Annotated in this window: 20 protein-coding genes; 9 read left to right on the top strand and 11 right to left on the bottom strand. The window is 74.6% G+C overall.

All coding sequences use genetic code 11. From position 1 onward, the window contains the following. Positions 1 to 2: 2 nt before the first annotated feature. Genes ACWF41_RS00365 through ACWF41_RS00355 form a run of 3 tightly spaced genes read right to left on the bottom strand, consistent with a single transcriptional unit; the run spans position 3 to position 3,126 of the window. Positions 3 to 932 carry a carbohydrate ABC transporter permease gene (locus tag ACWF41_RS00365; protein WP_380318996.1) on the bottom strand — a complete coding sequence of 310 codons (930 nt, stop codon included), beginning with the start codon at positions 930 to 932 and terminating at the stop codon, positions 3 to 5. Beyond that, on the bottom strand, positions 932 to 1,855 hold the full coding sequence (locus ACWF41_RS00360; protein ID WP_380318993.1) for a carbohydrate ABC transporter permease: 924 nt from the start codon (positions 1,853 to 1,855) through the stop codon (positions 932 to 934). Before ACWF41_RS00360 ends, ACWF41_RS00365 begins: the two co-directional genes overlap by 1 nt. 2 nt (positions 1,856 to 1,857) lie before the next feature. After that, the gene (locus ACWF41_RS00355; protein WP_380318990.1) at positions 1,858 to 3,126 is read right to left on the bottom strand and encodes an ABC transporter substrate-binding protein; all 1,269 of its coding nucleotides are present in this window, start codon (positions 3,124 to 3,126) and stop codon (positions 1,858 to 1,860) included. Positions 3,127 to 3,348: 222 nt separating this feature from the next. Here ACWF41_RS00355 and ACWF41_RS00350 point away from each other — a divergent pair, with 222 nt between their 5' ends. Beyond that, positions 3,349 to 5,424, top strand: a complete 2,076-nt coding sequence (locus ACWF41_RS00350; protein ID WP_380318987.1) for a cytochrome c oxidase assembly protein — start codon at positions 3,349 to 3,351, stop codon at positions 5,422 to 5,424. 148 nt (positions 5,425 to 5,572) lie between these two features. On the opposite strand, the gene ACWF41_RS00345 is transcribed toward ACWF41_RS00350, so the two are convergent. Next, positions 5,573 to 6,286, bottom strand: a complete 714-nt coding sequence (locus ACWF41_RS00345) for a pyridoxamine 5'-phosphate oxidase family protein (protein WP_380318984.1) — start codon at positions 6,284 to 6,286, stop codon at positions 5,573 to 5,575. 117 nt (positions 6,287 to 6,403) lie between these two features. On the opposite strand from ACWF41_RS00345, the gene ACWF41_RS00340 reads away from it, so the two are divergent. Next, on the top strand, positions 6,404 to 7,741 hold the full coding sequence (locus ACWF41_RS00340; protein WP_380318981.1) for an aminotransferase-like domain-containing protein: 1,338 nt from the start codon (positions 6,404 to 6,406) through the stop codon (positions 7,739 to 7,741). 81 nt (positions 7,742 to 7,822) lie between these two features. On the opposite strand, the gene ACWF41_RS00335 is transcribed toward ACWF41_RS00340, so the two are convergent. Continuing rightward, the gene (locus tag ACWF41_RS00335) at positions 7,823 to 9,049 is read right to left on the bottom strand and encodes an FAD-dependent oxidoreductase (RefSeq protein WP_380318978.1); all 1,227 of its coding nucleotides are present in this window, start codon (positions 9,047 to 9,049) and stop codon (positions 7,823 to 7,825) included. A 200-nt stretch (positions 9,050 to 9,249) separates the two neighbouring features. Between ACWF41_RS00335 and ACWF41_RS00330 the strand changes: the two genes are divergently transcribed. Both ACWF41_RS00330 and ACWF41_RS00325 read left to right on the top strand, forming a co-directional pair. After that, the gene (locus ACWF41_RS00330; RefSeq protein ID WP_380318975.1) at positions 9,250 to 10,368 is read left to right on the top strand and encodes an NAD(P)-dependent oxidoreductase; all 1,119 of its coding nucleotides are present in this window, start codon (positions 9,250 to 9,252) and stop codon (positions 10,366 to 10,368) included. Positions 10,369 to 10,408: 40 nt separating this feature from the next. After that, a complete protein-coding gene (locus tag ACWF41_RS00325; RefSeq protein WP_380318972.1) occupies positions 10,409 to 12,511 on the top strand; it encodes a S9 family peptidase in 2,103 nt (700 codons plus the stop codon). A gap of 104 nt (positions 12,512 to 12,615) precedes the next feature. On the opposite strand, the gene ACWF41_RS00320 is transcribed toward ACWF41_RS00325, so the two are convergent. Then, positions 12,616 to 13,263 carry a TetR/AcrR family transcriptional regulator gene (locus tag ACWF41_RS00320; protein ID WP_380346913.1) on the bottom strand — a complete coding sequence of 216 codons (648 nt, stop codon included), beginning with the start codon at positions 13,261 to 13,263 and terminating at the stop codon, positions 12,616 to 12,618. Between the two features lie 184 nt (positions 13,264 to 13,447). Here ACWF41_RS00320 and ACWF41_RS00315 point away from each other — a divergent pair, with 184 nt between their 5' ends. Together ACWF41_RS00315 and ACWF41_RS00310 are read left to right on the top strand one after the other, a co-directional pair. Then, positions 13,448 to 16,357, top strand: a complete 2,910-nt coding sequence (locus ACWF41_RS00315) for an MMPL family transporter (protein WP_380325971.1) — start codon at positions 13,448 to 13,450, stop codon at positions 16,355 to 16,357. Next, entirely contained in the window at positions 16,354 to 18,741 is a 2,388-nt protein-coding gene (locus tag ACWF41_RS00310; protein ID WP_380325968.1) for a YhgE/Pip family protein, read from the top strand. The genes ACWF41_RS00315 and ACWF41_RS00310 overlap by 4 nt, the downstream gene beginning before the upstream one ends. Here ACWF41_RS00310 and ACWF41_RS00305 read toward each other — a convergent pair. Next, entirely contained in the window at positions 18,727 to 18,921 is a 195-nt protein-coding gene (locus ACWF41_RS00305; RefSeq protein ID WP_380325965.1) for a hypothetical protein, read from the bottom strand. The two genes, ACWF41_RS00310 and ACWF41_RS00305, sit on opposite strands and share 15 nt — an antisense overlap. A 71-nt stretch (positions 18,922 to 18,992) precedes the next feature. On the opposite strand from ACWF41_RS00305, the gene ACWF41_RS00300 reads away from it, so the two are divergent. Beyond that, the gene (locus ACWF41_RS00300) at positions 18,993 to 20,033 is read left to right on the top strand and encodes a chymotrypsin family serine protease (RefSeq protein WP_380325962.1); all 1,041 of its coding nucleotides are present in this window, start codon (positions 18,993 to 18,995) and stop codon (positions 20,031 to 20,033) included. Between the two features lie 153 nt (positions 20,034 to 20,186). On the opposite strand, the gene ACWF41_RS00295 is transcribed toward ACWF41_RS00300, so the two are convergent. The 4 genes from ACWF41_RS00295 to ACWF41_RS00280 all read right to left on the bottom strand — a co-directional run bounded on the left by ACWF41_RS00295 (position 20,187) and on the right by ACWF41_RS00280 (position 21,997). Then, the gene (locus ACWF41_RS00295) at positions 20,187 to 20,648 is read right to left on the bottom strand and encodes a PTS sugar transporter subunit IIA (protein WP_380326542.1); all 462 of its coding nucleotides are present in this window, start codon (positions 20,646 to 20,648) and stop codon (positions 20,187 to 20,189) included. Next, complete coding sequence (locus ACWF41_RS00290) at positions 20,648 to 20,878, bottom strand: glucose PTS transporter subunit EIIB (RefSeq protein ID WP_380326545.1); 231 nt, start codon at positions 20,876 to 20,878, stop codon at positions 20,648 to 20,650. Before ACWF41_RS00290 ends, ACWF41_RS00295 begins: the two co-directional genes overlap by 1 nt. 61 nt (positions 20,879 to 20,939) lie before the next feature. Beyond that, the gene (locus ACWF41_RS00285; protein ID WP_380326548.1) at positions 20,940 to 21,191 is read right to left on the bottom strand and encodes a glucose PTS transporter subunit EIIB; all 252 of its coding nucleotides are present in this window, start codon (positions 21,189 to 21,191) and stop codon (positions 20,940 to 20,942) included. Further along, positions 21,188 to 21,997 (bottom strand): GntR family transcriptional regulator, encoded by an 810-nt coding sequence (locus ACWF41_RS00280; RefSeq protein WP_380326551.1) that lies wholly within the window; start codon positions 21,995 to 21,997, stop codon positions 21,188 to 21,190. Before ACWF41_RS00280 ends, ACWF41_RS00285 begins: the two co-directional genes overlap by 4 nt. Positions 21,998 to 22,300: 303 nt before the next feature. Here ACWF41_RS00280 and ACWF41_RS00275 point away from each other — a divergent pair, with 303 nt between their 5' ends. Continuing rightward, a complete protein-coding gene (locus ACWF41_RS00275) occupies positions 22,301 to 23,656 on the top strand; it encodes a PTS transporter subunit EIIC (RefSeq protein WP_380326554.1) in 1,356 nt (451 codons plus the stop codon). After that, positions 23,656 to 25,338 (top strand): phosphoenolpyruvate--protein phosphotransferase, encoded by a 1,683-nt coding sequence (ptsP, locus tag ACWF41_RS00270; RefSeq protein WP_380326557.1) that lies wholly within the window; start codon positions 23,656 to 23,658, stop codon positions 25,336 to 25,338. The genes ACWF41_RS00275 and ptsP overlap by 1 nt, the downstream gene beginning before the upstream one ends. The last annotated feature ends 128 nt before the right edge of the window (positions 25,339 to 25,466 follow it).

Below are 25,466 nucleotides of genomic sequence, written 5' to 3'. Positions count from 1 at the left end.
CGTCAGCCCTTCGTCGCGCCGGCGACCAGGCCGCCGATGATGTGCCGCTGCATGAGGACGAAGAAGAGGATCGCGGGGCTCACCGCCAGCAGCAGGGTCGGGAAGACGGTCGTGTAGTCGGTGGAGAACTCGCCCACGGCCGCGTACACGCCCGTCGTCACGGTGTAGATGCCGGAGCTGGGGCCCAGGATGATCTGCGGGCTGACGAAGTCGTTCCAGACGCTGATCGAGTTCAGCACGACGATCGTCGCGACCACCGGCCGCATGATCGGGAAGATGCAGGACCAGAACGCCCGGATCCTGCCCGCGCCGTCCAGGGCGGCGGCCTCGTCGATGTCGCGGGGCACGGTGCGCAGGTAGGCGGAGAACAGGAAGATCGTCACCGGCAGCGTCGCCGCCGTCTCGAACAGGATGAAGCCCGGGATCGTGTTGATGAGGCCCAGCACCCGCAGCACGAAGACGACGGGGATCAGCGTCACCTGGCCCGGGATGAACAGCCCGGACACGAACAGCAGCAGCAGGCCCAGGTGCCACTTGGAGCGGCCGCGCGCGATGACGTACGCGACCGGCGCGGCGAGCGCGATGCCGCACACGTTGACCAGCGCGACGAACAGCAGCGTGATGCCGTACGCCTTCACCACGTTGAACTTCTCGCTGGTGAGGGCGGCCTGCAGGTACTCCAGGCTGAACGTGTCCGGGGTGATCGCCAGCGGCGAGGAGATGATCGCGTCCTGCGGCTTGAAGGCGTTGATCACCATGATGTACAGCGGCACGAGCATGACCAGCGCGCCGAGGCCGAGCACCACCCACTTGAGCACGGTGCCCACGCCGGGGCGCTCGCGGCGCCGGGCCCGCGGCGTCCGGGCCGGCGTGCTCGGCGCCGGGGCTGCCGGCGGGGTCACGGGGGTGGTGGGGTGCGTCGTCGTCGCCATCAGTCGGCCACCTTCTTCTCCGCGCCGCGCCGGGCGAACGTCACCGCGAGGCCCAGCACCGCCGTCACGAGCAGCAGGACCACGGACTGCGCCGCGCCGAAGCCGAGCTTCGACTGGGCGAACGAGTCCCGCAGGATCTGGTACACGATCGTCTGGGTCGACGCGGCGGGGCCGCCGTCGGTCAGCGCCAGGACGATGTCGTAGACCTTGAGCAGCCCCACCAGCGTGAGCACGAGGTTCACGGTGAACACGGGGGCGATGAGCGGCATCGTCACGTTGCGGAACTGCTGCCACTTCGAGGCGCCGTCCACGGTGGCGGCCTCGTAGTACTCCGTGGGCACGGACTTGATGCCCGCGAGGAACAGGATCATGTTGAAGCCGAAGTGCGACCACACGATCGTGAGGATCACGCTCGCCTTCGCGAAGGCCACCTCGGTGAGGAACGGCACCGGCGCGATGCCGAGGTGCCCCAGCAGGCCGTTCACGGCGCCCTCGGGGGAGAGCATCGCCGACCACAGGAACCCGATGATCAGCGCGCTGATGATGTACGGGTAGAAGAAGATCGTGCGCAGCAGCGTGTTCGCGCGGCTGTTGCCGGCGATCAGCGCAGCGATGAAGAGGCCGACGCCGTTGCACAGGACCGTGCCGACGAACGCGACGACGGCGGTGAAGATCGCCGCGTCCACGGTGCGCGGGTTGCGGAAGGCCTCCGCGTAGTTGTCGAAGCCGATGAACGTGAAGTTCAGGCTGTAGCCGTTCCAGTCGGTCAGGCTCAGCACGAACGCCAGGATCATCGGGACGATGAACATCGCGAGGAACACCAGGACGGCGGGGCCGCCCATGACGATCCCGGGGACGCGGTCGCGCCACACGCGCGCCGGCGGACGGCGGCGCGCGCGGGCGGGTGTGAGGGTCGCAGCCATCATCAGCCTGCGGTGGAGGCGAACCAGTCGTCCATCGCGGAGTCGACCTTGTCGGGCGCGGTGCCGCCGATGAGGGCCTGCGTCTGCGCGTTGATCTCGTCCGAGTAGCCGGTGGGCAGGGTGCGCTCGCCGTAGCCCTGGCCGGTCGGGGTGTACGACTCGGCGGGGGTGTCCGCCACGATCTGCAGCAGCTCCTTGCCCAGGTCGTCCATCTCGTACTCGTAGCCGTCGCGGAAGTTGCCGTCGACCTCGAGCTGGTCCGCGACCGCCGTCTTGTCGGTCACGAGGAACTCGACGAGCTTGGCCGCCGCGTCCTGGTTCTTGCTCGCCTTGAGGATGGAGTACGGGCTCGCGATGTTCGCGCCCATCGCCGGGTTGCTGACGCCGTCCACGGCGGGGGCCCGGAAGACGCCGATGTCGGCCTTGTCCTCGGCCTTGACCTCGGAGCCGACGAACCAGCTGCCCATCGGGTAGACGGCGCTCTTGCCGGACAGGAACGCCTGCTCGGCGTCGGGGTACTTGATGCCGAGGGCGTCCTTGGGGATGTAGCCCTTCGCGACCCAGTCCGCGTAGGTGGCGACCGTGTCGCCGTACGTGTCGGAGAAGGTGACGTCGCCCGCGCTCATCTGCGCGAACCAGTCCGGGTTCTCCGCGATGATCGTCGGCAGGCCGAGGGCCTGGATCGAGTGGCTGGACATCCAGTCGCCGCCGGTCTGCAGCGGCGTCCAGCCCGCGTCCTTGAGCTTGCCGAGGTCGGCGGTGAGCTCCTCGACCGTGGTCGGCACCTCGGTGATGCCGGCCTCCTCGAACGCCGTCTTGTTGTAGAAGAAGAGGCTCTGCAGCTGGAAGCCGATGCCGGCCATGTAGTACTTGCCGTCGATCGAGTACTGGTCGGCCAGCGGGCCGGTCTTGGCCCAGTCGTACTGGGACAGGTCGACGAGCTCGGGGGCGAGCTCGGTCGTCGGGGGCAGCGACTGGACGACGTCGGGCGCGTCGCCCGCGGTGAGCAGGCGGGGGAGCGCCGCGGTCACGCCCTCGGCGCCCGGGTCCTGGACGACGACGTCGATGTCCGGGTTGGCGTCCTCGAACGGCTTGACGAGGTCGTTCCAGAACTCCTCGGTGAGGTTCGGGGTGACGTTGACGAGGAGGCTGACCTCGGTGGTGCCGCCCGCGTCGCCGCTGCCGCCGTCGTCGGAGCCGGCGCAGCCGGTGAGCGCGAGGGCGGCCACCGTGAGGGTGCCCACGCTCGCGAGGGTGCGGTGCTTGATCATCGTTGATCCTCTCGGGTTGCCGCCTGGCGCGGCCCGCTGCTGTGCGGGGGCCCGCGACGTTCGGCTGCGTGTGGGTGGGCGCCCGCGGCGCCCGGTGTCGAACGAACGTCCTGGACACTAATCGATAATCGTTGGAATGGGAAGAACGGATCTCCGAGAAGGCGGGGGAGTCTCACACCCGGGGCGTTCCGGGCCGCCGCCCGTCGCCCATAGGCTGGCCGGGTGACCTCCGCAGCTCCCGCCGTCCAGCGGTCGGGCGGTACCCCGAGCGCGCCGCAGCGGCCCTGGTGGCTCGTCGCCGCCGGGCCGGCCGCCGTCCTCGTCGCCGTGCTCGCCGTGCTGGCGGGCGGCGCCTACTCGGGCGCGTTCGAGGCGCTGAGCGGGTTCACCGACCCGGGCGCCGCCGTCCGGTTCGGGCTGCCCGTCGTCACTGTGCTCACCGAGGTGAGCCTCTCGGTGACCCTCGGCTCGCTGGTCGTCGCCGCGTGCCTGCTCCCGCCCGGCCGCGCCCAGACGCGGGTGCTCACCACCGCCGGCGCCGCGAGCGCCGTGTGGGCCGTCGCCGCCGTCCTGCAGCTCGTGCTGCGGTACTCCAACATCTCCGGCACGTCGCCCACGTCGCCCGCCTTCGGGCAGGGCCTCGGGCAGTTCGTCACCGACCTCGACCTCGGCAGGCTCTACCTCGCGATCATCGTCGTCGCGGCCGTGACGTCGGCGCTCGCGATGGCGGTGCGGGGGCCGGTGGGCGCGCTGTGGACCACGGTGCTGCCGGTCGCGGCCCTGGCCATGCAGTCCACCACGGGCCACGCCGCCGGCGCCGCGGACCACGAGCTCGCCGTCGGCGCCATGCTGCTGCACCTCGTCGGCGCTGCCGTGTGGGTGGGTGGCCTGGGCGCCCTGCTGGTGGTCGTGCTGACCCGGTCCGAGGGTCGGTCCGAGGGTCGTGGCGAGGGGCGCGACGACGGCCGCACCGCCGCCGCGGCGGTCGCGCGGTTCTCGCCGATCGCGGGGTGGTGCTTCGCGGCCGTCGGCATCTCCGGGATCCTCAACGCGCTGCTGCGCCTGGGCTCGTTCGGCGACCTGCTCACCCCGTACGGCGTGCTGCTGCTCACCAAGGCCGTGCTCATGGTGGGGCTCGGCGCGTTCGGGTTCGCGCACCGGATGTGGGTCGTGGACCGGCTCGGCCGTGCGGACTCGCGGGGCGCGGTGCGGCGCCTGTTCTGGCGGCTGCTCGCCGTCGAGCTGCTCGTCATCGGCGCCGTCTCCGGCGTGGCCGTGGCGCTCGGCTCCACCGCGCCGCCCGTGCCCGACGAGGTCCCCGTCGACGTGTCGCCCGCCTTCCAGCTCACCGGCCGGGCGCTCCCGCCCGAGCCGTCGATGGGGCGCTGGTTCACCGAGTGGAGCCTCGACCCGCTGCTGGCGTTCGCGTGCGTCGCCGGCCTGATCGTCTACCTCCGCTGGGCCGCGCGGCTCGCGCGGCGCGGGGACCGGTGGCCGGTGGGGCGCACGATCTCGTGGTGCCTGGGCATGGTCGTGATGTTCTGGGTGACCAGCGGCGGCCCGGCGGTGTACGGGCGCGTGATCTTCAGCGGCCACATGGTGCAGCACATGATCCTGGCGATGCTGGTGCCGCTGTTCCTGGTGCTCGCCGCCCCCGTGACCCTGCTGCTGCGCGCGATCCCGGCCCGCAAGGACGGCAGCCGCGGCCCGCGCGAGTGGGTGCTCGGCCTGGTGCACTCCCGGTTCGGCCAGTTCCTGGCCCGCCCCGTGGTGGCGGCGGTGCTCTTCGCGGGCGGCATGATCGCGTTCTACTACACGCCGGCGTTCGAGTTCGCGCTGCGCAACCACGCCGGCCACGTGTGGATGATCGTGCACTTCACGCTGGTCGGGTACCTGTTCGCGAACGCGCTGGTCGGCATCGACCCCGGGCCGAAGCGCCCCGGCTACCCCCAGCGCCTGCTGCTCCTGTTCGCGACGATGGCGTTCCACGCGTTCTTCGGCGTCGTGCTCACCACGGGCACGTCGCTGCTCGTCGCCGACTGGTTCGGCAACATGGGCCGCCCGTGGGGCCTGCCCGCGATCGACGACCAGCAGCGCGGCGGCGGCGTCGCGTGGGGCATCGGCGAGCTGCCGACGCTCGCGCTCGCCATCGCCGTCGCCGTCCAGTGGACGAATTCCGACGAGCGCGAGGCCCGCCGCCGCGACCGCAAGGCGGACCGCGACGGCGACGCCGAGCTGGAGGAGTACAACGCCATGCTCGCGAAGATGGCCGACCGCGACGAGCGCCCCCCGAGGTAGTCCGAGTCGGGGCGAGGTGGCGCGGGAGGCCTTGTCGCGAGGCGCACCATCCGCCTCGCTCGTTCCTCGCTCGGCTCCCGCCAGGCCCGACCAGCCTCGCGACAAGGCCTCCCGCGCCACCTCGCGGAGACGTTGCGCTGCCTCGTGCTCAGGCGGTTTGGGGCTGAGGCTGCGGGCGCACCCGCGGCGACAGGCCGGCCAGGGCGGCGACGTGCGCCGGGACCGGCTCGTGGGCGTGGGCGTCGGGGACCGCGGCACCCACGACGCGCCGCACCGGCACGTGCCCGCCCCAGCCCCCGGCGGCGACGTCGGCCGGGTCGTCGACGGGGCCACCGGCGCGGGCCTTCATGGACGCCTCGCGCAGGGGGACGGCGAGCACGGCGGTCGCGGCGAGCTCCTTGCGGGTCGCGGGGCGCAGCGTCGCGGACCGGCCCGGCGCCAGGTGGTCGACGATGGCGTCCAGGGCGCGCTCCCGCTCCGCCTCGTCGTCGACGAGGCGCGCGGTGCCGATGACGACGGCCGAGCGGTAGTTCACGGAGTGGTGGAACCCCGACCGGGCCAGGACGAGGCCGTCGAGCTCGGTCACCGTGACGCACACGGTCGCGTCCGTCGCCCCGACCAGCCAGCGCGCCGCGACCGACCCGTGCACGTACAAGGTGCCGCCGTCGTCGGGGCCGTCGAGGTCGACGGCGTAGGCGCACGGCAGCACGACGGGATGCCGGTCGCCGCCCTCGCCGACGTCGACGCCGAGGTGGGCGACCATCCCGTCGGACAGCAGGGCGTGCAGCTCCGCGCGGTCGGCGACGGCACGGTTCCGGCCGCGCCGCACGGTGGTCCTCGGGGTGGGGGAGAGTGCGTCCATGCCGCTAGCGTGGCCCTTGGCTGGCCTGCCGTCACGAGCCATTTCCGGGTGGGTCCAGCAGGCCACTTCGTCCTCGACATCGACCCCCGACATGCCCCCCGACGACAGGAGCCCGCCGTGGCAGCCCTCCCCGTCCGCCTGGACCGCGGCAGCCGCGAGCCGCTCGGCGCGCAGCTGTCCGGGCAGGTCCGCGACCTCGTCTCCCGGGGCACGTTGCGGCGCGGCGACCGGCTGCCCAGCACGCGGGCCCTCGCTGCGGACCTCGGCGTCGCGCGCTCGGTGGCCGAGCAGGCCTACGACCAGCTCGTGGCCGAGGGGTGGCTGTCCGCGCGCCGGGGCGCGGGCACGTTCGTCGCGTCGGAGGCGGTGCCGCGCGCCGACGTGCGACCGCGGCCCCCGGCGGGTCCGGGCAGCGGGCTGGTGCGCCTGAGCACCGGCGAGCCGTGGATCGACCCGCGCCACCGCGCGGGCTGGCGTCGCGCGTGGCGGGAGGTGTCGGCGGCGACGCCGCCCCGGGGCTACGACGACCCGTGCGGTCTGCCCGCGCTGCGCGAGGCGCTGGCCGAGCGCCTCGCCCGCACCCGCGGCCTGGTGGTGGACCCGGACGAGGTCGTCGTCACCGCGGGGACGACGGCGGGGCTGAGCGACGTGCTCGCCGTCCTGCCGCCGGGGCCGGTGGGCGTCGAGGACCCGGGCTACCGCGCCGCCGTCGCCACCGCGCGCGCATCGGGCCGCGCCGTCGTCGACCTGCCGGCCGAGGCCCGGCACGACGAGGCCGCGCTGCGCGGCCTGGCCGCGGCGTACGTGACCCCGGCGCACCAGCACCCCCTGGGCCGCGTGATGCCGGCCGACGACCGCCTGGCGCTGCTCGCCGCGTCGCGGGCCACGGGAGCCGTCGTCGTCGAGGACGACTACGACTCCGAGCTCCGCTACGACGTGGCGCCCGTGCCGGCGCTGGCCACCCTCGGCCGGGACCGCGTGGCGTACCTGGGGACGGCGTCGAAGTCCGCGCCGCCCGGGCTGCGGGTCGGGTGGATGGTGCCGCCGCCGGCGCTGCTCGACGACGTGGCGCGGCACCGCGGGCTCGTGCACGACGTCGCCGCCTGGCCCGTGCAGCGCGCCCTGCTGACCCTGCTGCGCGACGGCTGGCTCGACGCGGTGGTCCGCACCGCGCGGCGCGTGTACGCCGAGCGGGCGGCCCGGGTCGCCGCGGTCCTGGCGCCGCACGCCGCCCCGGCGGCGACCTCCGCCGGCATGTACTCGACGTGGCTCATGCCGCAGGACGCCGCGCTGCGCGCCCATGCCGCCGCGCGCGAGGCCGGCTTCGACCTGCCGCTGCTGTCCGACGCGTGCCGCACGGCCCGGCACACCGGCCTCGTCGTCGGCTTCGGGGGAGTGAGCGACGGCGAGCTCGACCGCGCGCTGGGCGCGATCCGGGCGGGGCTGGGCGGGTGACGTAGCGACGGGTCGCCGTCAGCGCGCAGGACGGCGACCCATCGCGACGTCACCGGGCCCCTCGCCGGCGCGGCCGCCGGGTCAGAGCAGGCCGTCGACGACCTTCGCGGCGAGGCCCAGCGCGGTGGTCGTGCCGAGCCCGTCCGCGACGGTCACCGTCGTGACGCCCGGCGCCGGGTCGGTGACGACGAACGGCGTGCCGGCGAACGGGCCGCGGCGCGGGCGCGGCACGGCGACGTCGGGCACGGACCAGCGCCGGCGCACCTCGAGCGGCCGCCCGAGCAGCACGGCGGCCTCGCGCAGCAGCAGCGCGTCGGCGACGTCGGAGCGCTCGGGGTCGCGGTCGAGCGCGGCGTCCGCGCGTCGCTCGGCGTCCGTGCGGCGGGCCTCGCCGAGGAGGAGCGCGCCGTCGGCGAGCGGGGTGAACGCGAGGTGGACGGCGGCGTCGAGGAGCTCGGGAGCCCCGGTGCGCAGGCGCTCGCGCACGTCCGCCAGCGCCGGGCTGTGGGCGTAGGCGGCGTCGCGCAGGAGGGTGCTGCCGCCGAGCACGACGGGGCCGGCCGGGTCGTGCGCCCGCCCCGGAGCGACGACGCGCAGGACCTGCCGCACGTCGTGCCGCAGGCCGGTGCGCGCGGCCTCGCCGGGGAAGAACCGGTCGAGGTCGGGGCCCACCGCCACCAGGACGCGCCGGGCCACGACCTCCCCGCGTGACGTGCGCACCAGCGTGCGACCGGTGCCCGCCTCGAACGTCAGCGCCGTCGTCGACCAGGCCACGTCGGCCCGGGGTCGCGCGTCGAGGGCGGCGGCGAGGGCCCGGAGCGCGTCGCGCGGGTCCACGCGCAGGTCGAGGGGGAGGAACGCGCCGCCGACCACGCCGTCCGCGGTCACGTGGGCCCGGTCGGCGGCCTGCGCGGCGTCGAGGAGCTGGGCGTCGCCGTCGCGCGCGGCGACGAGGTCGTCCAGGACGGCGAGCTCGTCGGCCGAGCGCGCGACCACGACGGCGCCCGTGTCCTTGACCCAGAACCCGGCCTCGCGCCCCAGCTTCAGCCAGCGCTCCCGCGAGGCGAGCGCGCAGGAGAGCGTGGCGGCGTCCTGCGTCGTGACGGCCACGTGCCCGCCGCGCCGGGCCGAGGCTCCGTCGGGCCGCGGGTCGCGCTCCACCACCAGCACCGAGTGCCCCCGCGCGTGCGCCTCGAGCGCGTGCGCGAGCCCCACGATCCCCGCCCCGACGACGACCAGGTCGGCGGTGGCGGGCAGCGGCGGCAGGGAGGAGGCGGGGTGGGACGAACGGGGCGACGGTGGTCTCACGACCAGACCGTGCCCGATGACGGCGGGACCCCTCAACCGCACGGGGCGCCGGCGCGGACAAGTTCAGCGAACGTTCATCCGGCGTTCCCCGTGGCCCCGCCAACGGTGCCGAACAGGCAGTTGACACCGTGATGGGGCCCGTCCGCTCCCCATAGCGGTGTCAACCGCCTGTTCGGCGGGCGGGTCGGTACGGTGCTCCGATGTCGATTCCCTCCGCGCCGCCCCGCGTGCTCGTCGTCGACCCCGCGCCGGGCGCCCGGGGGCCGGCCGAGCTGCGGGAGCTGCGGGGTCTCGGCGTCGAGCTCACCGTCAACGTGCGGCGCGTGCCCGGCCCGGAGCGGGCGGCTCTCGCCGAGCACGGCGCGGTGGTCGACCTCGACGGGTTCGACGGCGCGGCGCTGGTGGACGTGGCCGAGCGCGCGTCCGGCTTCGACGCCGTGAAGTTCCGGGCGGGCATCCCGCTCGACGCGACGGTGCTCGGGCGGCTCGCGGACCCGTCCCACGACCAGCCGTTGCGGGTCGTGGGGCGCGCCGCGACCGGCATGGACACGGTGGACGCGGCCGCGTGCCGGCGGCTGGGGATCGAGGTGCTCTCCACGCCGGGCGCGAACGCGGCGGCGGTCGCGGAGCACACACTGGCCCTGATGCTCGACGGCCTGCGGGGCGTGACCCGGCGCAGCGCGGCGCTGCACGCCGGCCGGTGGGCCGAGGCGGTCGCGCCGGGGCCGGCGCGCGGCCTGGCGGGCCGCCGCGTGGGCCTGGTCGGGGCGGGCGCGACGGCGCGGGAGGTGGCGCGGCTCGTGCGGGCGTTCGGCGCGTCGGTGGTCGTGCTGGGGTCGCCGCGGTTCACGGCCGCGGCCGCGCGCGAGCGGGGCGTCGAGCGGGCGGACTCGCTCTCCGCGCTGATCGGGTCGTGCGACGTCGTCTCGCTGCACGTGCCGCTCACGGCCTCGACCCGGGGGATGATCGGCGCCGCCGAGCTGGAAGCGATGCGACCTGGCTCGCTGCTGGTCGACATCGCGCGCGGCGGGATCGTCGACGAGCGCGCGCTCGACGCGGCGCTGCGGGACCCGGACCGCGGCCCGTCGGTCGCGGCGCTCGACGTCTTCGAGGCCGAGGGTGACCGGTTCGCCTCGCCGTTGGTGGGCAACCCGCACGCGATCCTCACCCCGCACGTCGCGGGGATGACGGCGGGCGCCATGGTCGAGTCGTCACGTCGGCTCGTCGCCGCCTTCGCCCGCTTCTACGGCGCCCCCGCCCCCGTCGCCGAACAGGCTGTTGCTCCCGGTATGGAGCCGTCCCGGGCTCCATCGCGGTAACAACTGCCTGCTCGGCAGGTGCTGTGGTAGACCGGGGCGCGTGACCCAGGACAACGTCGCCCCCACGCCCTTCGACGACCTCGACCGCTACGTGGAGATCCCTCGGGTCTCCGGTCTCTCGCTCAGCCCCGACGGCACACGCCTCGTCACGACCGTCCAGACGCTCGACGCGAAGCGCACCGGCTGGACGACGGCCGTCTGGGAGGTCGACCCGGCGGGCGCGGCCCCGGCGCGGCGGCTGACGCGCAGCCGCAAGGGCGAGTCGTCGGCGGTGTTCGCGGCGTCGGGCGACGTGCTGTTCGCGTCCGCCCGCCCGGACCCGGAGGCGGAGAAGGACGAGGAGGAGCCGAAGGCGGCGCTGTGGCTGCTGCCGGCGGGCGGCGGCGAGGCGCGCGTGGTGGCCACTGCACCGGGCGGCCTGGGCGGCGTCCTCGCGGCCCGCGCGTCCGACGTCGTCTCCGTCGCGGCGCCGGTGCTGCCCAAGGCGGCCGGGCTCGCCGAGGACGAGGCGCTGCGCAAGCAGCGCACGGACCGCAAGATCTCCGCGATCCTGCACTCCGGCTACCCGGTGCGGCACTGGGACCACGACCTCGGACCCGACGAGGACCGCCGCTTCGTGGCCCACCTCGCGGCCGACGACGCCCGCCTGGAGCTGCGCCAGGTGACCGGCGCGGGCCGGCAGCTGTTCGAGCACGGGGCCGACCTGTCGCCCGACGGCGGCACGCTCGTCACGACGTGGTCGGTGGGCGACCCGGGGGCGGCGCTGCGCTCCACGCTGGCGGCCGTCGACACGGCGTCGGGCGAGCGCCGCGCCCTCGTGGACGACCCGGACGCCGACGCGTTCGCCCCCGCGGTCTCCCCGGACGGGCGGTGGGTCGTGTTCGTGTCGGAGTCGGTGACGACGCCCGAGGAGGCCCCCGTGGTCCGGCTGGGCCTCACCCGCCTGGACGGCTCGGGCGAGCCGGAGGTCCTCGCGGACGACTGGGACCGCTGGCCGACCTCCGCCACCTGGCTGCCCGACGGCTCCGGCCTGGTCGTCACGGCCGACGAGGACGGCCGCGGCCCGCTCTTCCTGCTGACCTTCGGCCCCGGCGGGCCCGGTGCGGGCGAGCCCGTGACGGTGGAGCGGGTGACGGCCGACGCCGCCGTGTTCTCCGACGTGCGGGTCGCGCCGGACGGGTCGGCGCTCTACGCGCTGCGCACCAGCTACGCCGCGCCGTCGGAGCCGGTGCGGGTGGACCTCGCCGCCTTCGTCGCGTCGGGCGCGGCGGGCGAGCGCGAGCCCGTCGCTGCTGCCGCGCTGCTCGGCCCCGTGCCCGCCCCGGCGCTGCCCGGCACCCTCACGGAGGTCGAGACGACGGCCGCCGACGGGTCGCGCGTCCGGGCCTGGCTCGCGCTGCCCGACGGCGCCGCCGCGGACACCCCCGCGCCGCTGCTGCTGTGGATCCACGGCGGGCCGCTCGGCTCCTGGAACGCGTGGAGCTGGCGCTGGAACCCGTGGCTGATGGTGGCGCGCGGGTACGCCGTCCTGCTGCCCGACCCGGCCCTGTCCACCGGCTACGGCCAGGACTTCGTGCAGCGCGGCTGGGGCAGCTGGGGCGGCACGACGTTCACCGACCTCATGGCGATCACCGACGCCGTCGAGGCACTGCCCGAGGTGGACGCGACGCGCACCGCCGCCATGGGTGGGTCGTTCGGCGGCTACATGGCGAACTGGGTGGCCGGGCACACCGACCGGTTCCGCGCGATCGTCACGCACGCCAGCCTGTGGGCGCTCGACCAGTTCGGCCCCACCACCGACCACGGCTACTACTGGCAGCGCGAGATGACGCCCGAGATGGCGGAGGCCAACAGCCCGCACCGGTTCGTCGCCGACATCCGCACCCCGATGCTCGTCGTCCACGGAGACAAGGACTACCGCGTCCCGATCGGCGAGGGCCTGCGCCTGTGGCAGGAGCTGCTCACCGAGTCCGGCCTGCCCGCCGCCGACGACGGCAGCACCGTGCACCGCTTCCTGTACTTCCCCGACGAGGGCCACTGGGTGCTCGCGCCCCAGCACGCGAAGGTCTGGTACCAGACGGTCCTGGCGTTCCTGGCCGAGCACGTGCTGGAGACGGAGCAGGAGCTGCCCGACTATCTCTGAAGTTCCTCGCCGAACAGGCAGTTGACACCGTTATCGCGCCCCTCGAGGCGCGATAACGGTGTCAACTGCCTGTTCGGCAGCGGGCGGTGGGGTGCGGTGCCCGGTCAGGCGGGGGCGACGATGAGGTCCACGAGGACCTCGAGCATGGTGGTCGCGTCCTTGCGGGCGGTGTCGGCGGGGAGCATGGCGGCCCGCTGCCCGGCCTCGTGGGCGCCGAGGAGCAGGTCGATGGCGACGTGCTCGTCGATCGCGAACCGCAGGCCGAGGGCAGCCATGACGCGGTTCAGCGCGGCGATCATCTCCTCGCGCAGCACCTGCTGCTGGTCCACGTAGCGCTGCGCGACCTGCGGGTCGCGCAGCGCGAGCAGCTCGAACTCGAGCTCCATGACGCACCACGACGTCTTGGCGGCCGGGTCGGGCAGGACGGACGCGATGACCTCGCGCACGGTGGAGCGGAAGCCGTCCGGGGTCTGCAGCGCGGCGGGGTCGACGGTGGCGACCGCGCGCTCGAGGGCCCCGAGGTGGCCGCGCGCCTCGCGCTCGGTGAGCGCGAGGAACAGCTCCTCCTTGCTCGCGAAGTTCGAGTAGAAGGCGCCGCGGGTGAACCCGGCGGCCTCGCAGACGGCCTCGATCGACGCGGCCTGGACCCCGACCTGCGCGAACACCTCGAAAGCGGCGTCCAGCAGGCGCTCGCGGGTGCGCTCGCGCCGGGGCGAGCGGCCGGGGACGGCCGTAGCGTCGTCGGGGGCCACGCTGTCGGTGGTCAGGGCTCCTCCTCGGGTGCGGCCAGGTTCTCGGGTCTGCCGGGCTCGCGTCCGGCGCGGGCAGTGTGCCCGGCCCCGGCCCACTCTAGCCAATACGGCCATGTATCCGATACGTTCGTGCATCGGATACAGTGCCGTATCGAATCCCTGCTCCGTCGTCCCGGGAGAGCCTGTGTCCTCCGTCCTGTACTCCCTCGGCCGATGGGCCGCCCGGGCCCGGCGGCTCGTCGTCATCGGCTGGGTCCTCGTGCTCGCCGTCGTCGGCGGCGCGGCCGGCCTGCTCTACCAGGGGTTCGACAACTCCGTCACCATCCCGGGCACCGAGTCGCAGGATGCGCTCGACAGCCTCGCGGCCACGTTCCCGCAGGTCAGCGGCTCGTCCGCCCAGATCATCGTGGTCGCCCCCGACGGCTCCACCATCGACGACGCGGCGATGCGCGGCCCGATCACGGACGCCGTCGACGAGATCGGCGAGATCGACCAGGTCGCCGCCGTCACCTCCCCCTACGACGACCAGATGGCCGCGTCGGTCAACGACGACGAGTCGGCCACGCTGCTGACGATCCAGCTCGACGGCGACCAGTCCGTCATCACGGAGGACACGAAGGACGCGCTGCACACCGCGAGCGACGACCTCGCCGCCGCGCTGCCGGACGGCGCGCAGGCGAGCCTGGGCGGCGAGCTGTTCAGCGTCGAGTTCCCGGCGCTGAGCATCATCGAGGCGATCGGCGTCGTCGTCGCCCTGGTCGTCCTCATCATCACGCTCGGCTCGTTCGTCGCGGCCGGCCTGCCGCTCGTCAACGCCCTCATGGGCGTGGGCGTGTCGATGCTGCTGCTCCTCGCGGCCACGGTGTTCGGCCCGATCAACTCGACGACGCCGATGCTGGGCCTGATGCTCGGCCTCGCCGTCGGCATCGACTACGCGCTGTTCATCGTGTCCCGGCACCGCGAACAGCTCGGCCAAGGGCTCGACGTCGACGAGTCGATCGCCCGCGCCGTCGCGACGGCCGGCTCGGCCGTCATCTTCGCCGGCCTCACCGTGATGATCGCGCTGGTGGGCCTCGGCGTCGCCGGCATCCCGTTCCTCACGGTCATGGGCATCGCCGCCGCCGTCGCGGTGGGCGTCGCGGTGCTGATCTCCCTCACACTGCTGCCGGCGCTGCTCTCGTTCTCGGGCGAGCGGCTGCGGCCCAGGGCGCCGCGGGCGGCCCGGAAGCCGAAGGGGAAGGCGAGGGCGAAGCGTGCGGCCGCGCCCGCCGCCACTCCCGCGGACGGCGTCCGCCGCAACCGCTTCTTCGACGGCTGGGTGCGCGGCGCCACGCGCTTCCCCGTCCTGACGATCGTGCTGGTCGTGGGCGCCATCGCCGCCCTCGCCTGGCCGGCCACGAACCTCCGCCTCGCGCTGCCGGACGCCGGCTCGCTGCCCGAGGACAACAGCGCCCGGGTCACCTACGACCTCGTGGGCCAGGAGTTCGGCGACGGCTTCAACGGGCCCCTCATCGTCACCGGGTCGATCGTCACCAGCAACGACCCCCTGACGCTCATGGACGAGCTCGGCAAGGAGATCGGCACGCTCGACGGCGTCGCCGACGTGCCGCTGTCCACGCCCAACCCCACCGCCGACACCGGCATCATCCAGGTGATCCCCGAGGGCGGGCCCACGTCCGAGGAGACCAAGGCCCTCGTCACCGAGATCCGCGACCAGCACGACCACTACCTGGAGAAGTACGGCGTCGACCTGTCCGTCACCGGGTTCACCGCCGTCGGCATCGACGTCTCCGACAAGCTCGGCGCGGCGCTGCTGCCGTTCGGCCTCGTCGTCGTGGGGCTGTCGCTGGTGCTGCTCACCATGGTGTTCCGCTCGATCTGGGTGCCGATCAAGGCGTCGCTCGGCTACCTGCTGTCGGTCGGGGCCGCCTTCGGCACGGTGGCGCTCGTCTTCGAGGAGGGCGTGTTCGCCGACGCGCTCAACGTCACGACGCTCGGCCCCGTCATCAGCTTCATGCCGATCATCCTCATGGGCGTGCTGTTCGGGCTCGCCATGGACTACGAGGTCTTCCTGGTCTCCCGGATCCGGGAGGACTACGTGCACGGCGGCGACGCCCGCCGCGCCGTGCGCAGCGGGTTCCTCGGCTCCGCCAAGGTGGTCACCGCCGCGGCGGTCATCATGTTCGCGGTCTTCGTCGCGTTCGTGCCCGAGGGCGACATGACCCTCAAGCCGATCGCCCTCGGCCTCGCCGTCGGCGTCGTCGTCGACGCGTTCGTCGTGCGGATGACGCTCGTGCCCGCGGTGCTCGCGCTGCTCGGCGAGCGGGCCTGGCACATGCCGCGCTGGCTCGACCGCATCCTGCCCACGTTCGACGTCGAGGGCGAGGGCCTCACCAAGGAGCTGCGGCTCGCCTCCTGGCCGGAGCCGGACGCCACCGACGCCGTCGCCGCCCGGGACCTCGTGGTCGCGGGACCGGACGACGGCGCGCCGCCGGTCGTCGGGCCGGTCAGCGTGCGCCTCCCGGCAGGCGGCGCGCTGTGCGTGCACGGCGACGCGGCCGCCCCGGTCTCCGCGGTGCTGCTCGCGCTCGCGGGCCGCATGGCGCCCGACGCGGGCGCGGTCAAGGTCACCGGCCTCGTACTGCCCGAGCGCGCCATGACGGTGCGCGGCCGCGTCGCCGTCGTCGACGCCCTGGCCGAGCACGGCCGCCCCGCCCCCGCGGTCGACGCCGCGGTACGCGACGGCGCGCGGATCGTCGTCGTGGACCGCACGGACGCCGTCGTCGACCGCCCGGCGCGCGAGGCCCTCGCCGGCGCGCTCGCCCGGGCGCAGCACGGCGGCACCGCGGTGCTGCTGGGGGCCAGCGGCGTCGCCGCGACCGACCTGCTCGACGCGGGCGGCCCCGAGGGCGCAGGCCGCGAGGTCGCCGTGCTCGACGTCGGCGCCGGGTTCGGCGCGCCCAGCGTGCTCACCGGGGCCGACGTGCCACCGCCCCCGCCGTCCGCCGAGCCGGTCCACGCACCGGCGCCCGAACCGGTGCGCGAGCCGGCCGAGATCGACGAGGACACCCACGTGCAGGAGGTGCAGGCATGACCGCCGCGACCCCGACCCCGACGAGCGTCGCCGCCGCGCGCCGCAACCCGTGGAGCGTCGCCGCCGTCGCGCTGCTGCCGCTCATGATCCTCGGGCTGCTGCTCGCCGCCCTGTGGAACCCGCAGGACCGGCTCGACCAGGTGCCCGCTGCCATCGTCAACCTCGACGAGCCGGTCGAGGTGCAGGGCCAGACCGTGCCGCTCGGGCGGCAGTTCGCGTCCGGCCTGGTCAGCGGGGGCGAGACCGCCGACGGCGCCAAGGCCGCGCAGCCCGCGGCCGACGCGACCAACTTCGACTGGACCATCACCGACGAGGAGACCGCGACCGACGGCCTCGCGAACGGCACCTACGCCGCCGTCGTGACGATCCCGAAGAACTTCTCCGCCGCGGCCACGTCGATGGGCAACGACGACCCGTCGACGGCGAAGCAGGCCACCATCGACGTCAGCACCCCGCCCGGCGGGCGGGTCGCCGACGACGCGCTGGCCCGCGTCGTCGCCGCGACCGCCACCTCGGTCCTGTCCAGCACGCTCACCGAGACCTACGTGGACAACGTCCTCGTGGGCTTCAACGACCTGTCCGACGGCATCGGGCAGGCCCAGGACGGCGCGAACCAGCTCGCCGACGGCGCGGACCAGGCCGCGGGCGGGGCGACGAAGCTCAGCGACGGGGCCGGCCAGCTCGCGGACGGCGCGGGCGAGGCCGCGGGCGGCGCGTCGAAGCTCAGCGACGGGGCCGGTCAGCTCGCGGACGGTGCGAGCAGCGCCGCCTCGGGCGCCTCCGGGGTGGCGTCCGGCGCCTCGGGGCTCGCCGACGGTGCCGGTCAGCTCGCAGGTGGAGCCTCCGCCCTCGCCGACGGGGCGGACCAGGTTGCCACCGGCGCGCACGGGGTCGCGGACGGCGTCGCCGCGAGCGCGGACGGTGCCGACAAGCTGGCGGACGGAGCCTCGAAGACCGCCGGCGGAGCGTCCGACCTCGCCGACGGCGCCCACGCACTGGCAGGCGGCCTCGCGACGTTGGACAAGGAGACGGCGGACCTGCCCGCATCGGCGACCGAGCTCGCCGAGGGCACGCAGGCCGTCGACTCGCTGCTCGGGCAGTACTTCGCCGCCCAGGACGCCTGCACCGCGGGAGCCCAGGAGGGCTGCGACGCGATGGACAAGCTCCGACCGGCGCTCCAGAAGGCCGCGGGCGGGGTGGCCACGGGCGCCTCGGCGCTCGCCGGGAAGCCGGCGGCCGCGGGCTCGGACCCCACCGGCCTGTACGCCGTCTCCGCCGGAATCGGTCAGTCGAGCGAGGGCGCGACGAAGCTCGCCGGCGGCGCGGACGACCTCGCCGACGGCGCGGCCGGTCTTTCGGGCGGGGTGTCCGACCTCGCGGACGGCCTCGCCGACCTCGAGTCCGGTGCGACGAAGGTCGCCGGCGGCGCGGAGGGCGTCGCGTCGGGCGCGTCGGACCTGTCCGGCGGAGCGACGGCTCTCGGCTCGGGGGCTTCGAAGCTCGCCGGCGGCGCGTCGCAGCTCTCGACGGGCGTCGGCCAGCTCGCCACGGGCGCGACGGGCGTCGCCTCGGGGGCGGCGGACCTGTCCACCGGCGTCGGTCAGCTGGCGACGGGCACCGAGGGGCTGGCCACGGGGGCGTCCGACCTGTCGAGCGGCGTCGGGCAGCTCGCCACGGGCGCGGGCGACCTCTCCGACGGCCTCGGCGACGCGAAGGGGCAGATCCCGACCACCACGGACGACGAGCGCACGACGCTGTCGTCGGTGGTCGCGCAGCCGGTGAAGGCGCCGTCGGCGAGCGGCATCAGCATGGGCGCGTCGGGGCCGCTGTTCGCGGTCGTGGCGCTGTGGCTGGGCGCGTTGGCGCTGCTGACGATCTTCCCGCCCGTGCTGGCGGGGGCGCTCGGCTCGACGCGCGACTCGGTGCGCCTCGCGCTGCGTGCGTTCACCCTCCCCGCGGCCGTGGGCGCCGTCACCGGTGCCGCCGTCGGGGTGATCCTCGCGGCGGTCGAGAGCCTGGACGCCGGCGGCTGGGTCGGCGCGATCCTCGTCGGCGCGGTGGCGTCGGTGGCGTTCGTCGCCGTGCACCAGGGCTTCGTGGGCCTGCTGGGCAACCTGGGCCGCGGGATCAGCCTGCTCATCGCGGTGCTGCTCATCGCCACCGGCATCGTCGCGACCGTGCCCACGCTGCTGCAGGGCCTGGTCGACGCGCTGCCGGTCGGCGCCGCCCGCGACGCGCTCACCGCGGTGGTCGTGCCCGCCGCCGGCGGGCTCGGGATGGGCGTCACGCTGCTCGTGCTGTGGGGCCTGGGCGGTCTCGCGCTCGCCACGCTGGTCACCGCGCGCGGCCGCCGGCTCGGCGTGCGGCGGCTACTGCGCGCCTGACCGCGCTGCGGCGCGCTGCCAGCGCATGACGAGGAGGGCGTCGGCGCGCCGTCGCGCGGCGGCGCCCAGGTGCGCCACCTGACGGTGCTCCATCAGGGCGTGCAGGTCGTGGTCGAGGGCCCAGGTGAGGGCGCGGCAGACGTCGTCGGACTCGGTCGCGAGGGATCGTGCGGGTCTCACGGCAAGCAGAGATGTCCGACTCGCCGGTTTGTGACATCTGGTGTGTCACAGGCCTGCACCAGACTCTCGGCATGGACCTGACGACGGCGCGCGAGACCAAGGCACAGCTCACCGACTTCGCCCGTGACCTGGCCGAGCGTCACGGCGTGCCCGCCAGCCCGTACGCCGTCGGCGACGACGCGACGCCCGCCGACGTGGTGCGCGCCCCCACCCTGTCGCTCGGCCTCGCGCCGCAGGGGGAGGGCGCGTTCGCCATCGCGGTGCGGTACCGGCTCGGGGTGCCCACGGCGCGCTCGTTCGTGCGGAAGCTGGCCGCGGAGGCCGGCGACTCCGTGGACGTGCGGCGCACCGGCCGCATTCGCACCCTCGGCGCGCAGGTCCGCCCGCCGGTCGTGACGGCGCGCGCGCTCGGCGAGACCGACCGCGTGCGGCCGCTGCGGCCGGGGGTGTCGATCGCGCACGTCGACGTCACCGCGGGCACGCTCGGCGCGTTCGTCGTCAAGGCGGACGGCGGTGGCACCGAGGGCACCGACGGTGCGCGCTTCGTGCTGTCCAACTACCACGTGCTGGCGGGGTCGCCGTCGGCGCAGGTCGGGGACGTCGTCGTGCAGCCGGGCCCGGCCGACGGCGGTCGCGCGCCGGCCGACCGGGTGGGCACGCTCGCGCAGGTGGTGCCGCTAACCCCCGGGCAGCCCGCGACGGTGGACGCCGCGCTCGCGCTCCTGGACGACGGGATCGAGACCGACCCGACCTACCCCGTCGGCGCGGTGACGACCACGGCCGCCGCCGCGGGCGGCGAGGCGGTCGCGAAGATCGGCCGCACCACCGCGCTCACGCAGGGCCGGGTGACGGCGATCGAGATGGACGACGTGGTGGTCGGCTACGGCGAGGAGCTCGGCGCCCTGTCCTTCGACAACCAGATCGAGGTGGAGGGCACCGGCGGCGCGTTCTCGCGCGGCGGCGACTCCGGGTCGCTCGTCTACCGCGAGGACGGCGTGGCGATCGGGCTGCTGTTCGCCGGCTCCGAGACCGGCGGTGCCGACGGCACGGGGCTGACGTACTGCAACCCCGTCGACGCCGTCCTCGAGGCGCTGGGCGTCACCCTCGCCTGACCGCCGAGGTAGTCCGGATCGTGCCGAGGTAGTTCGAAAATCGCCGAGGTAGTTCGCATCCTGGCGAGGTAGTGGACTACCTCGCGGGCTTGCGAACTACCTCGGCGATTTTCGAACTACCTCAGCAGATCCGGGACTACCTCGAAGCGGGGCTCAGCCCCAGGTGAGCAGGTCCTCGCCGTGCTCGACCATGGTGCCGACCTGCGCGAGGCGGTCGACGACGTCGGGCGTGGCCTCGAGGGCGACGACGGGGCACACGGCGGACTTGCCGCCCGCGCGGACGGCGGCGGGGTCCCAGGAGACGAGCACGGCGCCGCGCTCGACGACGTCGCCCTCGGACGCGTGGGTGGTGAAGCCCTCGCCGCCGAGCTTGACCGTGTCGATGCCCAGGTGCACCAGCACCGCGCGGCCGTCCTCGTGCTGCAGGACGAAGGCGTGGGGGTGCAGCTTGACGATCTTCCCGGCGATGGGCGCGACCGCCTCGCCACCGCGGACGTCGTCGGGCTCGATCGCGAGGCCCGGGCCGACGAGGCCGGCGGAGAACACCGGGTCGTCCACCTCGGAGACGTCGACGACGGTCCCGGTGACGGGCGCGAGGACGGTCAGCGCCGTCATCAGCGGAGGTCCTCGATGTCGGAGGCGAGCGTGTCGGCCTCGGGCCCGACGATCACCTGGATCGCGATGCCGGAGCGCACGACGGCGATGGCGCCCGCCTTCGTGAGGGCGGCGTCGTTCACCTTGTCGGGGTCCTCGACCTCGACGCGCAGCCGCGTGATGCAGGGCTCGAGGTCGACGATGTTGTCGTCGCCGCCGAGCGCGTCGAGGATCTGCTGTGCCTTGCTCATGATGCTCCTTGGTGGTTCCTGGTGAGGAGGTTCGTGGGGGAATGCCGGGCTCAGGCGACGCTCACATGAGCTCGGCGAGGTCGGAGGCGATCGTGTCGACGCGCGGACCGACGACCACCTGCACGACCCGCCCGTTGATCATCACGCCGTACGCCCCGGCGCGCTTCAGCAGCGCCGCGTCGACGAGGCCGGGGTCCTTGACGAGCGATCGCAGCCGGGTGGTGCAGGGGTCGATCTCCTCGACGTTCTCCACGCCGCCGAGTCCGGCGAGGATCGTGGCGGCGAGCTGCGCGTCGGAGTCGGGCGTGCTCATCGGGGGCTCCCTTCGGGGATGCGTCCGGGCTGGACGGGGGTCGCGCCGGCGCTGTCGGCGGCGCGGCTGCGGGGGACCAGCGTGGGTCGCGCCTCGCGCAGCGGCACGAAGACGCTGTACCGGTCGCCGCGGTAGCAGGCGCGGGAGTACATGACGGCGGCGTCGCCGCCGAAGGTGCGCCGGGCGGTGCGCATGACGGCGCGGGAGCCCTGCATCTGCAGGGACTCGAGCTCCTCGGCGGTGGCGTCGGCGGCCGTGATGACCTCCTCGCCCCACGTCGGGTTCAGGCCGCGCTCGCGCAGGGCGGCGTAGAGGCTGTCGGGCACGCCGTCGGCCAGCAGGTCGGGGGCGAGGTCGACGGGGATCCACGACTCCTCGACGCTCATCGGGTTGCCGTCCGCCGTGCGCAGCCGCACCACGTGGTGCACGGGGGTGCCGGCCTCGCGGTCGAGCGCCTCGGCGACGACGGCGGGCGCGGGCAGCTCTTCGCTGGCAAGCACGGTGGCGCCGGGCTTGAGGCCGCGTCGCCGGGCCTCCTCGCCGAACGTCGTGAGGCGCATCTCGAAGTCGGCGCGGGGCGGCGCGACGAACGTGCCGCGGCCCTGCGCGCGCTCGAGCACGCCCTCGGTGACCAGCGCGTCGATCGCCTGGCGCACCGTCATGCGCGAGACGCCGAACTTCTCGGTGAGGCTGCGCTCGGAGGGGACCGCGTCCCCGACGGCGAGCTCGGTCGTGACGAGGTCCGCGAGGTATGCGCGCACCGCGAGGTACTTGTGCTCGCCGCCGCGAGCTGCGCCCCTGGCCATCGTCGTGTCCCGTCCTGCCCTGTGATCGGCATCGATCAGCGTCGTTTTCGACATCGGGACCAGTATCGCGGTCGTCGTGCCGATCGGCTCGCGTCCTGCTCCCGTCCCCGTCGCGAACGCGGGGTTGACACATCATGAGGTCTAGACCAGTCTTCGTGCAAGTGGTCCAGACAACCTGCCCGTGGCAGCGTGGGTGGATCACCGGCAACGACGCCCGAACGACGTCGCGACACTGCCGCCGGACGACGCAGGCCCGGACCTGCAGGACATGCCCGCCCCCGGGCCATCCATCGGAGGAGAACCATGACCACGGTCGCTGAGACCAAGCAGAAGCGGGGATTCCCCGGCCTCGCGCAGCTGCAGCGCGTCGGCCGCTCGCTGATGCTGCCCATCGCCTCGCTGCCCGCCGCCGCGCTGCTGCTGCGCATCGGTCAGCCCGACATGCTCGGCGCCATCGACATCGCCTGGGTGCAGACCGTCGCGACGGTCTTCGCCGCCGCCGGCAACGCCCTGTTCAACAACCTGCCGATCATCTTCGCCATCGGCGTCGCGGTCGGCTACGCACGGAAGTCGGACGGCTCCACCGCGCTGGCGGCCCTCATCGGCTACCTGGTCTTCTCCGGTGTGACGGACGCGCTGTCCCCGCAGATCCTCGGCGAGCCCGCGGCCGGCGCGGAGCAGGAGCTCATCAACTACGGCGTGCTCGGCGGCATCGTCATCGGCCTCACCGCCGCCCTGCTGTACCAGAAGTACTACCGGATCAAGCTGCCCGCGTACCTGGCGTTCTTCGGCGGGCGGCGCTTCGTCCCGATCGTCACGGCGGGCGCCTCGCTCGTCATCGCGGTCGGCTTCTCGTACCTCTACCCGGCGTTCGACTGGCTGTTCAACGACAAGATCGGTGGCTGGGTCACCGGCTCCACGATCCTGGGCGGCTTCATCTTCGGCACGCTCAACCGTCTGCTCCTGCCGTTCGGCCTGCACCACCTGCTCAACTCGCTGCCCTGGTTCCAGTTCGGCAACTACACGGCGGCGAACGGCGAGGTCGTCCACGGCGACATCGCCCGGTTCCTCAACGGTGACCCGACCGCGGGCACGTTCCTCACCGGCTTCTTCCCGATCATGATGTTCGCGCTGCCTGCGGCCGCCATCGCCATGATCCAGATGGCCAAGCCGCAGAACCGCAAGGTCATCGCGGGCGTGCTGGGCTCCGCCGCGCTCGTCGCCTTCGTCACCGGCGTCACCGAGCCCCTCGAGTACTCGTTCGTGTACGTCGCCTACCCGCTGTACGCGATCCACGCGGTCCTCACCGGCGCCTCGCTGGCCCTGGTCAACTGGCTCGGCATCCACGACGGCTTCGGCTTCTCCGCCGGCGCCATCGACTACGTGCTCAACCTCGGCATCGCGCAGAAGCCGCTGCTGCTCATCCCGATCGGCCTCGCCTACGCCGTCATCTACTACTTCCTGTTCCGCTGGGTCATCGCCAAGTGGAACCTCAAGACCCCGGGCCGTGAGGACGACCCGGAGGAGGCCGCCGCCGTCACGGGCGACCAGGCGACGGAGGAGCGCAAGGAGGCCGCGAAGGCCGAGGCCGCCGCGGAGGCGGTGGCCGTGGAGGCCGGTGCTTCTGGCGGGTCCGCGAAGGGCAAGGACGCGGTCTGATGAGCACCACCCTCACCGGTGCCCCGGTGAGCCCCGGGCGGGCGGCCGGCGTCGTCGTGACGATGCCGGCCCCCGTCCCGGAGCCCCCTGCGGCGGCCGTCGACGCGATGGACGCGACCGGTGCCGACGACGCGGTGGCCCGCCTGGGCGCCGCGACGTCGGCCGTCCAGGACCGACTCGCCGCGCAGGCGGCGCAGGCCACGGGGACGGCGGCCGACGTGCTTGCCGTCACCGCCGCGATGGCGGCCGACCCCACCCTCGCCCGCGACGCCGAGCGCCGCGTCCGCGAGGGCTCGCTCACGCCCGAGCGGGCGGTGTGGGACGCCGCGAACGCGCTCGCCGCGCAGCTCGAGCCGCTGGGCCCGCCGCTGAGCGAGCGCGCCCGCGACGTACGCGACGTGCGCGACCGCATCGTCGCCGAGCTCACCGGGGTGCGGCCGCCGGGCGTCCCCGCGCCGGGGCACCCGTTCGTGCTCGTCGCCGAGGACCTGGCGCCCGCCGACACGGCCACCCTCGACCCGGAGGCGGTCGTCGCGATCGTCACCAGCGCGGGCGGCCCCACCTCGCACACCGCGATCCTGGCGCGGGCGCTCGGCATCCCCGCCGTCGTGGCCGTCCGGGGCGCCGAGGACCTCGCCGACGGCGAGACCGTCGTCGTCGACGGCGGCGCGGGCACCGTGCTGCGCGACCCGTCGGACGCCGAGGTCGAGGCCGCGCGGAACGCGGTGCGCGTCGAGCGCGAGTTCGACGGCCACGGCCGCACCGCCGACGGGCACCGGGTGGAGCTGCTTGCCAACGTGGCCGACCCGGAGGCCGCGCAGGCCGCCGTCGCCGCCCACGCCGAGGGCGTGGGCCTGTTCCGCACCGAGTTCTGCTTCCTCGGGCGCGACGTCGAGCCGACGGTCGAGGAGCAGGTCGCGGCCTACCGCGGCGTCCTGTCCGCCTTCGCCGGCCGCAAGGTCGTGGTCCGCACCCTCGACGCCGGGGCGGACAAGCCGCTGCCCTTCGTGACCGCCGACGACGAGCCGAACCCGGCGCTCGGCGTCCGCGGGCTGCGCACCGCCGTCGCCCACCCCGAGGTGCTCGACCGGCAGCTGCAGGCGATCGCCGCGGCGGCCGAGGCCGAGTCCGCGGACGTGTGGGTCATGGCGCCCATGGTGGCCACGACCGACGAGGCGCGGTCGTTCGTCGCCGCGTGCGCGGCGCACGGGCTGCAGCGGGCCGGCGCGATGGTCGAGGTCCCGGCGGCGGCGCTGCGCTCGCGCTGGGTGTTCGAGCACGCCACGTTCGGCAGCATCGGCACCAACGACCTCACGCAGTACGCGATGGCCGCCGACCGCATGCTCGGCGACCTCGCCACGCTGTCCACGTCGTGGCAGCCCGCGGTGCTCGAGCTGGTGCGCGCCACCTGCGAGGGCGCGCACGCGCACGGCCGCCCGGTGGGCGTGTGCGGAGAGGCGGCGGCCGACGCCGTGCTGGCCCCCGTGCTCGTGGGCCTGGGCGTGAAGTCCCTGTCGATGACGCCGCGGGCGCTGGCCGACGTCGCGGCCGTGCTGGCCGAGGTGTCGTTCGCGCGGTGCCGCGACGTCGCCCGCGTGGCGCTGGAGCAGCCCGACGCCGACGCCGCGCGCGCCGCCGTCCGGCGCGAGCTCGCCGACGTCCTGGAGGCCCTCGGCCTCTGAGCGACCCCCAAGGTTGTTGTGAGCGGGGGGTTGGGGTGCTCTTTTCTCTCGCCGGGGGACACAACACCCCCCCCCCCCCCCCCCCCGAAAAAACGCACCCCCCCCCCCCCCACCCCCAGCCCACCCCC

The sequence above is a fragment of the Isoptericola sp. NPDC055063 genome (assembly GCF_053608125.1).
Note: the sequence above shows the minus strand (reverse complement) of the source record. Positions and strands in the feature narration are given on the sequence as shown.